The following is an 11,661-nucleotide window of genomic DNA, read 5'->3' on the forward strand; positions in this document are numbered from 1 at the left end:
GGCGCCCGATCACGGCAAGGCCGCCGCGACCGGTAGGGGGACCGGTCGCGGCGGCCTCGCGGCGACCGGTGGGTTCACCGGTCGGGGCGGTGTTACTCCTCGGGCGCGAGCAGCGCGCCGGAGGCGGCGTCGCGGACCGTGATCGCGGACATCGGGCACATGTCGGCGGCGTCGATGACCGCCTCGTCGGGGGCGGTCTCCGGGGCCAGGGCGGACGCCTTGCCCGCCCGGATCTCGATCTGGCGGGGGGCTGCGCCGGCGCAGACCCCGGTGCCGATGCAGGCGTCCCGGTCGACGGTGACGGTCCACCTGGTGTCCACAGCGGTCACCAGGCCACCAGCAGCTTGTTCGGGCCCCGGACCAGCAGGCCGGACTTCCACGACACGCCCGCGTCGCCGTCGGCCAGGCTCAGCTCGGGGAACCGGTCCAGGATGGTGTGCAGGGCGACCTGCAGCTCCATCCGGGCCAGCTGCGCGCCGAGGCAGTGGTGCGGGCCGTGGCCGAACGCGACGTGCGGGTTCTGCTCGCGGGTGAAGTCGAAGGTCTCCGGGTTGTCGAAGACCTCCGGGTCCCGGTTGGCCCCGGGCAGGGAGACCAGCACCGGCTCACCGGCACGCACGGTGATCCCGCTCAGCTCCACGTCCTCCACCGCGTACCGGGGGAACATGGCGGCCGGGTTCAGCGGGATCATCCGCAGCAGCTCCTCCACGGCCGCCGGCACCAGGCTCCGGTCGGCGCGCAGCTGCGCCATCAGCTCCGGGTGGGTGAGCAGCGCGTAGACGAAGTTGGGGATGTGCGTGGAGACCGTCTCGACGCCGGTGAGCAGCAGCCCGACCCCGGCGATGGACAGCAGTTCCTGCTCGGTCAGCCGGTCGCCCTCGTCGCGGGCCTTGACCAGCGCGCCGAGCAGGTCGTCGGTGGGCTGCTCACGGCGCTGCGCGACGAGCTTGCCCATGTAGCCGAACAGCTGCTCGGCGTAGACCATCAGCTGCTCGCTGGTGCTGGTCAGCCCCTCGGTCCAGATCCGGAACTGGGCCCGGTCCTCGAACGGCACCCCGAGCAGCTCGCAGATGACGGTGATCGGGTACGGCAGGGCGAACAGCTCGACCAGGTCACCCGGGGAACCCTTGGCGATCATCTCGTCGACGTACTCGTTGGCGATGCGCTGGGCGCCCTCGCGCATCTCGTTGACCCGGCGGGCGGTCAGCGCCTTGCCGGCGAGCTTGCGCAGCCGGGTGTGGTCCGGCGGGTCGAGCCCGATGATGCCCTCGTAGGTCATCTCCTCGCGGGTACGGGGCTGGTCCTTGCCCTGCGCCGCGGCCCGGCTGAACCGCGGGTCGGTCAGCACGGTCTTGACGTCCTCGTACCGGGTGGCCAGCCAGGACACCTCGCCGTACGGCAGTTGCACCCGGGCCAGCGGCTCGGTGCTGCGCAGCAGCCCGTAGACGGGGTCGATGTCGATCCCGGGCGCCTCGCTGAACGGATATTTACGGATCTCCTGATCGATCGTCACGGAGCACTCCCTCGGGTCGCACCGGGCGCACGTGATCCGGCGCTGGCGTCGATGTTCTTCGGCCGCTCGGTGCGGTACGGCGTATCCGGGCGACACGCCGGGCGCCGGCCGGACCAGGCGAGGGATACGTAATCAGGAAAGGAAATCCACCTACACCCCCGCGACGCCCCTAGCCTCCCCCTACCGACTGCGCTAAGGGGCGGCTCTGGGGTTCCGCTAGGGGTCCGGGCGGACGGGCCGCCACTAGCGTGTGGGCGAGGCAACGCGCTGTTGACCGTCGAGCGATTCTCGCGGGCGCGCACCGGTGATTGAGTCACGCCACGTCGGTGGGCGCAACCCCCCATGGAGGATGGTTGATGTCCCTGCTCGTTTCCACGACCGCCGATCCGGGGCGGTTCCACTCCTTCGGGCCGCACCACATCGATGAGCTGGGCGCCCGGTACGGATTGTCGGCCGACAATCTGCACGCGGTCCGCACCATTTCCCAGGTGCTGCCGTTCCGGGTCAACGAGTACGTCCTGTCGCACCTGATCGACTGGGACCGTATCCCGGACGACCCGATCTTCCGGCTGGTGTTCCCGCAGCGCGGCATGCTCGCCGCCGCCGACGAGCGGATCGTCGGCGACCTGCTGCGCGCCGGTGACCGTAAGGGGCTGCGCGGCGAGGTGGCCCGGATCCGCGCGGGGCTCAACCCGCACCCGTCCGGGCAGCAGCAGCACAACGTGCCCAGCCTGGACGGCCAGGAGTTGCCGGGCATGCAGCACAAGTACCGGGAGACGGTGCTGTACTTCCCGCAGCAGGGGCAGACCTGCCACGCGTACTGCACCTACTGCTTCCGGTGGGCACAGTTCGTCGGGGACGCCGACCTGCGATTCGCCGCACCCGGCCCGGAGCAGTTGGTGAGCTACCTGCACCGGCACCCGGCGGTGACCGACGTGCTGGTCACCGGGGGCGACCCGATGATCATGTCGACGGAGCGGCTGCGCAGCCACGTGGAGCCGCTGCTGGCCGTCGACACGGTGCGCACCATCCGGTTCGGCACCAAGGCGGTCGCCTACTGGCCGTACCGGTTCGTCTCCGACAGCGACGCCGACGACCTGCTGCGGCTGTTCGAGCAGGTGGTCGCGTCGGGGCGCAGTGTCGCGGTGATGGCGCACTTCAGCCACCCCCGGGAGCTGGCCACCGAGGTCGCCGGCCGGGCCATCGCCCGGATCAGGTCGACCGGGGCGGTGGTCTACTGCCAGGCCCCGCTGATCCGCTACGTCAACGACGACGCCCGCGCCTGGAGCGAGATGTGGCGGGCGGAGCTGGCTGTCGGCGCGGTGCCCTACTACATGTTCGTCGAGCGGGACACCGGTCCCCGGGACTACTTCCAGGTGCCGCTGACCCGGGCCGCCGACATCTTCCGTACCGCGTACCAGGACCTGCCCGGCCTGGCCCGGACGGTGCGCGGACCGGTCATGTCGGCCACCCCCGGCAAGGTCCTGGTCGACGGCGTCGAGCGGACCCCGGACGGCGACTTCTTCCAGCTCCGGCTGATCCAGGCTCGCGACCGGCGGCTGGTCGGCAGGCCGTTCCGGGCCCGTTGGTCGGCCGACGCGGCCTGGCTGAGCGACCTGGAGATCGACCCGAGCGCCCCGGCGGACATCCTCGCCGCGGTCAGCCCCAGCGCGGCCCGCCCCGGCGCGGCCGTCACCGCCTGAACCACCCACCGACCCGAAGGGAGCTGGCGATGGCCGGCCGGAAGATCTCGCCCAACCTCGCACTCGACCAGTTGGTCGCACAGCGCATCGCCGCCGGCGAGTCCATCGTGCACCTGGGCTTCGGCGAGTCCCGCCTGCCGGTGTTCCCGCCGCTGCTGCGGGCACTGACCGAAGGCGGCGACCGTAACGCCTACGGGCCGGTGGTCGGCGACGCCGCCACCCGGGACGCGGTGGCCGGGTACTTCTCCCGTCGCCGGCTGCCCACCGAGGCCGACCAGGTGATCATCGCGCCAGGCAGCAAGCCGCTGCTGATGGCCCTGCAACTGGTCGTCGGCGGGGACACCCTGCTCGCCGCGCCGAGCTGGGTCACCTACGCCCCGCAGGCCCGGCTGGCCGGCAAGACCGCGCTGGGGGTGCCGGTCCCCGAGTCGTGCGGCGGGGTGCCCGACCCGGCGGCGCTGCGGGAGACGATCCGCGCCGCCCGGGTGCTGGGTCACGACCCGCGCCTTCTGGTGCTCACCTCGCCGGACAACCCGACCGGCACGCACGCCCCGGACGACCTGGTCCGCGAGCTGTGCGCGATCGCCGAGGAGGAGGACCTGCTGATCGTCTCGGACGAGATCTACCGGGACATCCTGCACACCCCGGGCACGGACCTGCTCTCCCCCGCCGAGGTCGCCCCCCGGCGGACCGTGGTGCTCACCGGGCTCAGCAAGAACCTGGCGCTCGGCGGCTGGCGGATCGGCGCGGCCCGGTTCCCCGCCGGTGGATGGGGTGAACGCCTCCGGGCCGACGTGGCCTCGGTCGCCAGCGAGATCTGGTCCACCCTGGCCGGGCCGATGCAGTCGGTCGCCCGGTACGCCTTCGCCGAGCCGCCGGAGATCCGCGAGCGGCTCGTCGAGGACGCCGCGCTGCACGGCGCGGTGGCCGGCGCCGTGCACCGGATCATGGTGGAGGCGGGTGCCACCTGCCGGCCGCCGACCGGCGCGTTCTACGTCTACCCGGACTTCGCGCCGCTGCGCGAGCCGCTGGCCGAGCAGGGCATCACCGACGGCGCAGGGTTGCAGCGCTACCTGCTGGAGGAGCTGGGCATAGCGGTGCTCTCCGGCCACCACTTCGGCGACCGGCCGGAGGCGCTGCGGTTCCGGGCCGCCACCAGCATGCTCTACGGCGAGACCCGGGAGCAGCAGCGGCAGACGCAGACCGCCGCCGACCCGCTGACGGTGCCGCACGTCGCCGACGCGTTGGTCCGCATCGAGCAGGCCCTGGCCAAGCTTCCCCGGTGACCCGCACCGACTCCCCCGCCGACCGCGCCGGTGCCGGTCTGCCCCGACGACAAGGACGCCCCAGATGACCAGCGCCATCGTCTTCCCCGGGATGGGTCCGTGCGACTTCGCCGACGTCGCGAAGTTCATGCTCATCGACCGGGACGCCCGCGAGCTGCTCGCCACCGCCAGCGACGCCCTGGACTACGACCTGTTCGCCAGGTACCGCGACAGCGACAGCGACTACTCCGAGTACGCGCAGGTGGCCTTCCTGGTGAACTGCGTGGCGCTGGCCCGGTGGGCGGAACGGACCATGGACCTGCGGCCGGACCTGATCGCCGGGCCCAGCTTCGGGGGCAAGGCCGCCGCCGTGTTCAGCGGCGCGCTGGACTTCGCCGAGGCGGTCCGGATGACGGCGCGGCTGTCCCGGATCGAGACGGAGTACTTCACCGCCGAGCAGCGGGGCGTGGTGACGATGTCGTTCGTCCGTACCCCGGCCGAGCGGCTGCGGGAGATCCTGGCCGAGCTGGACGAGGCCGGCGAGTGGTACGAGATCTCCTGCTACGTGGACACCGACTTCTGGATGGTGACCCTGCACGAGGGGCGCACCGACTGGCTGGCGCAGCGGCTGCGGGCCGGCGGTGGGTTGCCGCTGTACGTGATGGACCCGCCGCTGCACGCCGCCGCGTTCGGGCCGTTGCGCGACCGGGTGGAGGCGGAGCTGTTCGGGTCGCTGCACTTCACCGACCCGCAGATCCCGGTCGTCGCCGACCAGGACGGCACCGTACGCACCACCGCCGACGGCGTACGGACGATGCTGCTCGACGGAATCGTCACCCCGGTGCGCTGGCCCGAGGTGGTCGCCACGTTCCAGCGGTCCGGGGTGCAGACGGTGCACGTCTGCGGACCGGACCGGTTGTGGGGCCGGGTCGGCGCAACCGTCCGCAACTTCCGGACCACCATCGTGGACCCCCGGCGGGCGCTGCGGCCGATCCGCCGCAGCGTTGCCGCCTGACGGTCGGCAGAGCACGGAGGACGAGATGACCCAGCACACCGACTACGCCCTGCACGGCAGGTTCCTCCAGGGGTTGGCCGCGGCGCCCCGGGCCACCGCCCTGCACGTGCCGTCCGGGCCGGTCAGCTACGAGGAGCTGCACGCCACCGCGTTGCGCTGGGCGGGGGCGTTGGCCGCCGGCCCGGACGGGCCGCCCCGGGTGGTCGGCATCCTGGCCGGCAAGACCCTGGAGTCGTACGCCGGGCTGCTGGCCACCCTGTACGTCGGCGCGACCGCCGTACCGCTGCACCCGGAGTTCCCGGCGGCCCGGACGGCGGGGATGCTCACCGCGTGCGGGGTGTCCACCCTGCTGCTCGACGAGGCCGGGCTGGCGGTCCGGGCCGAGCTGGGCGACGCGGTGGCCGGGGTGCCGGTGTTCGCGCCGGTGGTGGACCCGCGCGGCAGCGGCAGCGGGCTGCGGCTGCCGGTGGTGGGGGCGACGCCGCTGGCCACGCCCCGCGCCGCCGGCCCGGACGACGTCGCCTACGTGCTGTTCACCTCGGGGTCGACGGGGCGGCCCAAGGGGGTGCCGATCACCCACGGGAACCTGCGGCACTACTTCTCGGTGCTGGACGACCGATACGACTTTGGTCCGGACGACCGGTTCTCCCAGTCGTTCGACCTGAACTTCGACTGCGCGATGTTCGACCTGTTCTGCGCCTGGGGTGCGGGGGCGAGCGTGCACCCGGTGCCGCCGGCGGCCTACCGCGACGTGCCGGCGTTCGTCGCCGAGCGGGGCCTGACGGTGTGGTTCTCCACCCCGAGCGCGATCACCCTGGTCCGGCGGACCGGCCGGCTGGCGGCGGCGGCGATGCCGTCGCTGCGGTGGAGCTTCTTCGCCGGGGAGGCGCTGCACGCGGCGGACGCGGTGGACTGGCAGGCATCGGCCCCCGGGTCGACGCTGGAGAACATCTACGGCCCGACCGAGCTGACCGTGACCATCACCGGGCACCGCTGGTCGCCGCAGACCTCGCCGGGGTTGTGCGTCAACGGTCTGGTCCCGATCGGGACGCTGCACGACGGGCACGACGGGGTGCTGCTCGACGCCGACGGCACGGCCAGCGAGGTGGAGGGGGAGCTCTGCATCACCGGCCCGCAGCTCACCCCCGGCTACCTCGACCCGGCCGACGACGAGGGCCGGTTCCTGCTGCGCGACGGCCGGCGCTGGTACCGCACCGGGGACCGGGTCCGGCGGTTGGAGAACAAGGAGCTGATCTACCTGGGTCGGCTCGACTCGCAGGTGCAGGTGCACGGCTGGCGGGTGGAGCTGGCCGAGATCGAGCACGCCCTGCGGGGCTGCCCCGGCATCGAGGACGCGGTGACCGTGGCCCGTACCGGGGCCGGCGGCACCGAACTGGTGGTCTTCTACACGGGTGCGCCGACCGCCCCGGCGGAGCTGTCCCGGCAGTTGCGGCAGATCCTGCCCAAGGGGATGCTGCCGCGGTCGTACCGGCACGTGCCGGAGTTCCCGTTGAACTCCAACCGCAAGGTCGACCGCGCCCGGCTGGCCCGCGAGGCCGCCGGGAACTGACCCTGTCGATGCCCGGCCCGGAGCGCTCCGGGCCGGGCATCGTGCCGTCCACCCCGGGTGCCGGCAGGAGAAAACCCCTGGCCGGTCCCCCTCCTGAAGGGACCGGCCAGGGGCCGTCGGGGGCCGGGTCAGCGCTGCGCGGGCTGTCCGGCGCGCTCGGCGAGGGCCCGGCGGTCGATCTTGCCGTTGGCGTTGACCGGCAGTTCGTCGATCACCCGGACCTGCTGCGGCACCATGTAGTCGGGCAGCGCCTCCAGGCAGAACGCGCCCAGTTCCATCTCCTCCACACCGGTGACGCCCTCGTCGAGCACCACGAACGCGGCCAGCACCGGGTCCTTGCCCTCCTGCGGCAGCATCAGCGCGGCGGCGCCGGCGATGCCCGGGAACTCGCGGACCCGGCGCTCCACCTCACCCAGCTCGACCCGGTTGCCCCGGATCTTGACCAGGGAGTCGGCCCGGCCGGTGAAGTACAGCTCCCCACCCTCGCCCCGGTAGGCCAGGTCGCCGGTGCGGAAGACCACCTGCCCGGTGGCCGGGTTGAGCGGGTCGGGGACCAGCGCGGCGGCGGTGGCCTCCGGGTCGTTCCAGTAGCCGTGGAACAGGGCGGCGCTGCGCAGGTGGATCTGCCCGACGACACCCGGCTCGTCGACCGGCCGGCCGTCCTCGTCGATCAGCAGCATCTCCGCGCCTGGGTGGGCGTGGCCGATGGAGATCCGGTCGACGTCCTCGGGCAGCGGGTTGGGCACGTCGGTGAAGGACGCGGCGATGGACTCGCTGCTGCCGAAGCAGTTGACCACCCGGGCGTGCGGCAGGGCGCGTTGCAGCTCCCGCATCTCGGGCAGGGGGAAGTTCTCGCCCGAGTAGAGCACCCCGCGGATCTGCTCGCCGAGCGCGGCCAACCCGGCGAACTCGTGCCGCAGCACCCCCCGCCAGATCGACGGCACGCCGTTGACCTGGGTGGCGCCGCTGTCGGCGAGGAACTGCACGAAACGGCGCGGCCAGCGCAGCAGCGACCGGGGCACCGGCACCACGGCCGCGCCGCTGCCCAGCGCCAGGCCGATGTCGAGCAGCGAGAAGTCGAACTGCAACGGCGAGGTGGTGGCGACCCGGTCCTCGGCGGAGACGATGCCGTGCCGCAGCATCCCCCGGAAGAAGGCGAGCACGCCCCGGTGGCTCATCACCACGCCCTTGGGCCGGCCGGTGGTGCCGGACGTGAAGATCATGTAGGCCGGGTCGGTGGGCACCAGTTCCCGGCGGTGCCGGGTGCGCGGCGCGGGCGTCCGCTCGACCTGGATGCCGTCCGGGCCGAACCGGGCGGTGCCCAGCGGCGCAGGCACACCCTCGCGGCGGCCGTCGACGGGTTGCAGGTGCAGCGCGGCGGCGGTGCTCTCGGCGATCAGCGCGAGCCGCTGGGCCGGGGTCTCCGGGCTGACCGGGATGAACGTCAGGCCCAGCGAGGAGCAGGCCAGGAAGACCGCGATGGCGGTCGGCGAGGTGTCCGACTCCAGGATCACCCGGTCGCCGATGTCCAGGCCGAGCTCGTCGAGGGCAGCGGCGTAGCCGTCGACCCGCTGGGCGAGCTGACGGTACGAGATGGAGCCGACCTCGCCGCCGACGGCCTGGATGACGGCCGGCTTGTCGGGCGTCAACCGGGCGCCCGCCAACAGGAACTCGTGCAGCGTCTCCACGGAGGCATGCGTGCGCGCGAAGTTCTCTCGACTCATGGCCGGAGCGTATCGGCGGCCCCGCCGGCCCCCACCCGCATCGACCCCCCTAACGACCCCTTACCCGGGTCGGCCGAGGGCCGGGGAATTGTCGGGTCGTCAGCGCCCACGGGCGTTGTTAGCGTCTGTTCACCCTGCACCGGAAGGAATCGCGGACATGTGGGATCAACGGTTCGAGGCCATCCTGCGCCAGCACCTGCCCTTCCTCGACCCCGAGGAGACGCTGCTGGCCGGCACCAGCCTGCGCGACTCCGGCCTGGACTCCCTCGCCATGGTCGAACTGCTGGCCACCCTGGAGAGCGAGTACGACGTGCGCTTCGTCGACGAGGCGATGTCGATGGAGACGTTCGCCACCCCGCAGACGCTGTGGCGCGTGCTGACCGACATGCGGGGCGCGCCCGCTGCGGTGTGAGCGGCACGCGTCCCGAACAGTGCCCGTGACCGGTCCGGTCACGGGCACTGTTCGTGGTTGCCGGGTCAGCGGCCGATCGCCTCCAGGTCGGCGAGGTCCTCGGCGGTGAGGGTCAGCGCCGCCCCGGCGACGTTCTCCCGCAGGTGCGCCACCGACGAGGTGCCGGGGATGAGCAGGATGTTGGGTGAGCGCTGCAACAGCCAGGCCAGCGCGACGGCCATCGGCGTGGCGTCCCGGCGGGCGGCCACGGCCGACAGCGCCGCGGACTGCAACGGGCTGAAGCCACCCAGCGGGAAGTACGGCACGTAGGCCACCCCCTGCCCGGCGAGCCTGTCGATCAGCGCGTCGTCGTGGCGGTACGCCAGGTTGTAGAGGTTCTGCACGCAGACGATCGGGGCGATCGACTGCGCCTCGGCGACCTGTTCCGGCGTCACGTTGCTCAGTCCCAGGTGCCGGATCAGGCCCTCCTGCTGGAGCGCGAGGAGCGTCTCGAACGGCTCGGCGAGGGAGCCGGCCGCGGGGCCCATGGCGTCGCCGAGTCGGAGGTTGACCAGGTCCAGGGCCTCGACGCCGAGGTTTTCCAGGTTCTCCTCGACGGCCCGGCGCAGTTGCTCCGGCTCGCGCGCGATGGGCCAGCCGCCCTGCGGGTCCCGGGTCGCGCCGACCTTGGTCACCAGGTGCAGCCCTTCGGGGTACGGGTGCAGGGCCTCGCGGATCAGCCGGTTGGTGACGTGCGGCCCGTAGGCGTCGCTGGTGTCGATGTGCGTGATGCCGAGGGCGACGACCTCCCGCAGGACGGCCAGGGCGGCGTCCGGGTCGGCGGGCGGTCCCATCACCCCGGGGCCGGCGAGCTGCATGGCGCCGTAGCCGAACCGGCTGACGGTCAGGTCGCCCAGCGTCCAGGTGCCGCCGGGCAGAGTACGGGTGAGCATGCGGTTACCTCGGCCTTTCTTGGTGAACGGGCTGGTACCGGACCACTATCGGTGAGGTAGGTTTCTGATGGGAAGTAGGCACCTGAAAGTGCGTAGCACACCGACTGTGGGAGGAACGGCCATGACGACGAGGACGGCGGCCGAGCGCCGCGCGGAGACGGCGGTGGCGTACGACGCGTTCGTGGCACAGTGTCCCAGTCGGGAACTGCTCGCCCGGATCTCCGACAAGTGGGTCGCGCTGGTGCTGGCCGCGCTGCGTACCGACGGGTCGCACCCCTTCGGCGCGGACTGCGCCGGCACTCCCCGACCGATGCGCTACTCGGAGCTGTCCCGCCTGCTCGCCGGGGTCAGCCAGAAGATGCTCACCCAGACGCTGCGTACCCTGGAACGCGACGGCCTGGTCACCCGGACCGCGACGGCGACCGTGCCGGTCACGGTCACCTACGAGCTGACCGAGCTCGGTTTCTCGCTGCACGAGACGATGCGTGCCCTCAAAACCTGGGCCGAAACGCACCTGGACGACGTGCACGCCCACCGGGCGGCCTACGACGCCCGCCACCCCGCCCCGGAGGCCCGCTCCGCCTGAAACGGGCCGTCCGGGTGGTCGGGGTTTCAGAGCTTGTCGAGGAACTGGGTGAGGATCTCGGTGAACCGCTCCGGGGTCTCCAGGTGGGGCAGGTGGCTGGCCCCCTCGATGATCTCCCAGCGGGCCCCGGGGACGAGATCGTGGAAGGGGCGCACGGCCGCCGGGGTGACCTCGTCGTACTCGCCGCTGATCACCAGGGTCGGGGTGTCGATCTGCGGCAGCCGGTCGAGCAGCGAGTAGTCGCGCAGCGTGCCGGTGATGTGGAACTCGCTCGGCCCGTTCATCGCGTGGTAGACGGTCGGATCGCCGTTGATCTCCATGAAGGTGGCCATCAGCTCCGGCGGCAACGGCTTCCGCCGGCACACGTGCCGCTGGTAGAACACCATCATCGCGGCCGTGTACGCCGGGCTGCCGGTGGTGCCGGCGGCCTCGTGCCGGCGCAGCGTCGCGTCCACCCCGGGGGGCAGCGCGGCCCGCAGCACGTCCAGCTCCGGCAGCCACAGCGGGTACGACGCGGGCGCGTTGGCGATCACCAGGCCGCGCAGCCCGGCCGGCCGGTCGGCCGCGTGGGCCGCCGCCAGCACCCCGCCCCAGGACTGCCCGAACAGCACGTACTCCTCGGCGATGCCGAGCCCGCGCAGCAGGTTGTCGAGTTCGGCGAGGAACAGCTCGACGGTCCAGAAGTCGGCGCCCCGGCCCCGCAGGTGGGTGGAGCCACCGTTGCCGAGCTGGTCGTAGTGCACCACCGGCCAGCCGGACCGGCTCAACCCGGCCATGTTCAGCAGGTAGTCGTGGGTGCTGCCGGGCCCGCCGTGCAGCACCACCAGCGGCGGCTTGCCGTCGTGCAGCTCGCCCGTCACCCGGTACCAGGTCCGGTGGTCACCGAACTCGACGGTGCCCTTCGCGGTCGGTGCCAGTGTCATGTCGTCCACTCCCGGTGT

The 11,661-nt window shown here is 72.5% G+C and carries 11 protein-coding genes; 6 read left to right on the forward strand and 5 right to left on the reverse strand.

Translation table 11 applies throughout. The features are described from left to right. Positions 1–92: 92 nt before the first annotated feature. Both ACN267_RS15020 and ACN267_RS15025 read right to left on the reverse strand, forming a co-directional pair. Positions 93–329 (reverse strand): ferredoxin, encoded by a 237-nt coding sequence (locus ACN267_RS15020; RefSeq protein ID WP_088642118.1) that lies wholly within the window; start codon positions 327–329, stop codon positions 93–95. After that, positions 326–1,513 (reverse strand): cytochrome P450, encoded by a 1,188-nt coding sequence (locus ACN267_RS15025; protein WP_204957235.1) that lies wholly within the window; start codon positions 1,511–1,513, stop codon positions 326–328. The genes ACN267_RS15020 and ACN267_RS15025 overlap by 4 nt, the downstream gene beginning before the upstream one ends. A gap of 356 nt (positions 1,514–1,869) precedes the next feature. Between ACN267_RS15025 and ACN267_RS15030 the strand changes: the two genes are divergently transcribed. From ACN267_RS15030 to ACN267_RS15045, 4 genes are all read left to right on the forward strand, one after another. Then, the gene (locus tag ACN267_RS15030) at positions 1,870–3,216 is read left to right on the forward strand and encodes a KamA family radical SAM protein (protein WP_281899267.1); all 1,347 of its coding nucleotides are present in this window, start codon (positions 1,870–1,872) and stop codon (positions 3,214–3,216) included. A gap of 29 nt (positions 3,217–3,245) precedes the next feature. Beyond that, on the forward strand, positions 3,246–4,502 hold the full coding sequence (locus ACN267_RS15035) for a pyridoxal phosphate-dependent aminotransferase (protein WP_281899269.1): 1,257 nt from the start codon (positions 3,246–3,248) through the stop codon (positions 4,500–4,502). 64 nt (positions 4,503–4,566) lie between these two features. After that, complete coding sequence (locus ACN267_RS15040; protein WP_204957232.1) at positions 4,567–5,496, forward strand: ACP S-malonyltransferase; 930 nt, start codon at positions 4,567–4,569, stop codon at positions 5,494–5,496. A 25-nt stretch (positions 5,497–5,521) separates the two neighbouring features. Next, the gene (locus ACN267_RS15045) at positions 5,522–7,066 is read left to right on the forward strand and encodes an AMP-binding protein (RefSeq protein WP_421488950.1); all 1,545 of its coding nucleotides are present in this window, start codon (positions 5,522–5,524) and stop codon (positions 7,064–7,066) included. Between the two features lie 128 nt (positions 7,067–7,194). On the opposite strand, the gene ACN267_RS15050 is transcribed toward ACN267_RS15045, so the two are convergent. Further along, the gene (locus tag ACN267_RS15050; protein ID WP_204957230.1) at positions 7,195–8,790 is read right to left on the reverse strand and encodes a D-alanine--poly(phosphoribitol) ligase; all 1,596 of its coding nucleotides are present in this window, start codon (positions 8,788–8,790) and stop codon (positions 7,195–7,197) included. Between the two features lie 157 nt (positions 8,791–8,947). Between ACN267_RS15050 and ACN267_RS15055 the strand changes: the two genes are divergently transcribed. Beyond that, positions 8,948–9,202, forward strand: a complete 255-nt coding sequence (locus ACN267_RS15055; protein WP_204957229.1) for a phosphopantetheine-binding protein — start codon at positions 8,948–8,950, stop codon at positions 9,200–9,202. A 65-nt stretch (positions 9,203–9,267) separates the two neighbouring features. Here ACN267_RS15055 and ACN267_RS15060 read toward each other — a convergent pair whose 3' ends face one another. Continuing rightward, positions 9,268–10,134, reverse strand: coding sequence for an aldo/keto reductase family oxidoreductase (locus ACN267_RS15060; protein ID WP_421488951.1), 867 nt, complete (start codon positions 10,132–10,134; stop codon positions 9,268–9,270). 121 nt (positions 10,135–10,255) lie between these two features. Between ACN267_RS15060 and ACN267_RS15065 the strand changes: the two genes are divergently transcribed. Continuing rightward, positions 10,256–10,720, forward strand: coding sequence for a winged helix-turn-helix transcriptional regulator (locus tag ACN267_RS15065; RefSeq protein WP_421488952.1), 465 nt, complete (start codon positions 10,256–10,258; stop codon positions 10,718–10,720). 26 nt (positions 10,721–10,746) lie between these two features. On the opposite strand, the gene ACN267_RS15070 is transcribed toward ACN267_RS15065, so the two are convergent. After that, complete coding sequence (locus ACN267_RS15070; protein WP_308447870.1) at positions 10,747–11,652, reverse strand: proline iminopeptidase-family hydrolase; 906 nt, start codon at positions 11,650–11,652, stop codon at positions 10,747–10,749. Between the last annotated feature and the right edge of the window lie 9 nt (positions 11,653–11,661).

It is taken from the genome of Micromonospora sp. WMMD734, from assembly GCF_049178975.1.
Lineage (GTDB): Bacteria > Actinomycetota > Actinomycetes > Mycobacteriales > Micromonosporaceae > Micromonospora > Micromonospora wenchangensis.

Bases quoted from the DNA above. Each gene is read 5' to 3' on its own strand.
- ACN267_RS15030 (WP_281899267.1), top strand. From the start codon at position 1,870: ATGTCCCTGCTCGTTTCCACGACCGCCGATCCGGGGCGGTTCCACTCC.
- ACN267_RS15035 (WP_281899269.1), top strand. From the start codon at position 3,246: ATGGCCGGCCGGAAGATCTCGCCCAACCTCGCACTCGACCAGTTGGTC.
- ACN267_RS15040 (WP_204957232.1), top strand. From the start codon at position 4,567: ATGACCAGCGCCATCGTCTTCCCCGGGATGGGTCCGTGCGACTTCGCC.
- ACN267_RS15045 (WP_421488950.1), top strand. From the start codon at position 5,522: ATGACCCAGCACACCGACTACGCCCTGCACGGCAGGTTCCTCCAGGGG.
- ACN267_RS15050 (WP_204957230.1), bottom strand. From the start codon at position 8,790: ATGAGTCGAGAGAACTTCGCGCGCACGCATGCCTCCGTGGAGACGCTG.
- ACN267_RS15055 (WP_204957229.1), top strand. From the start codon at position 8,948: ATGTGGGATCAACGGTTCGAGGCCATCCTGCGCCAGCACCTGCCCTTC.
- ACN267_RS15060 (WP_421488951.1), bottom strand. From the start codon at position 10,134: ATGCTCACCCGTACTCTGCCCGGCGGCACCTGGACGCTGGGCGACCTG.
- ACN267_RS15065 (WP_421488952.1), top strand. From the start codon at position 10,256: ATGACGACGAGGACGGCGGCCGAGCGCCGCGCGGAGACGGCGGTGGCG.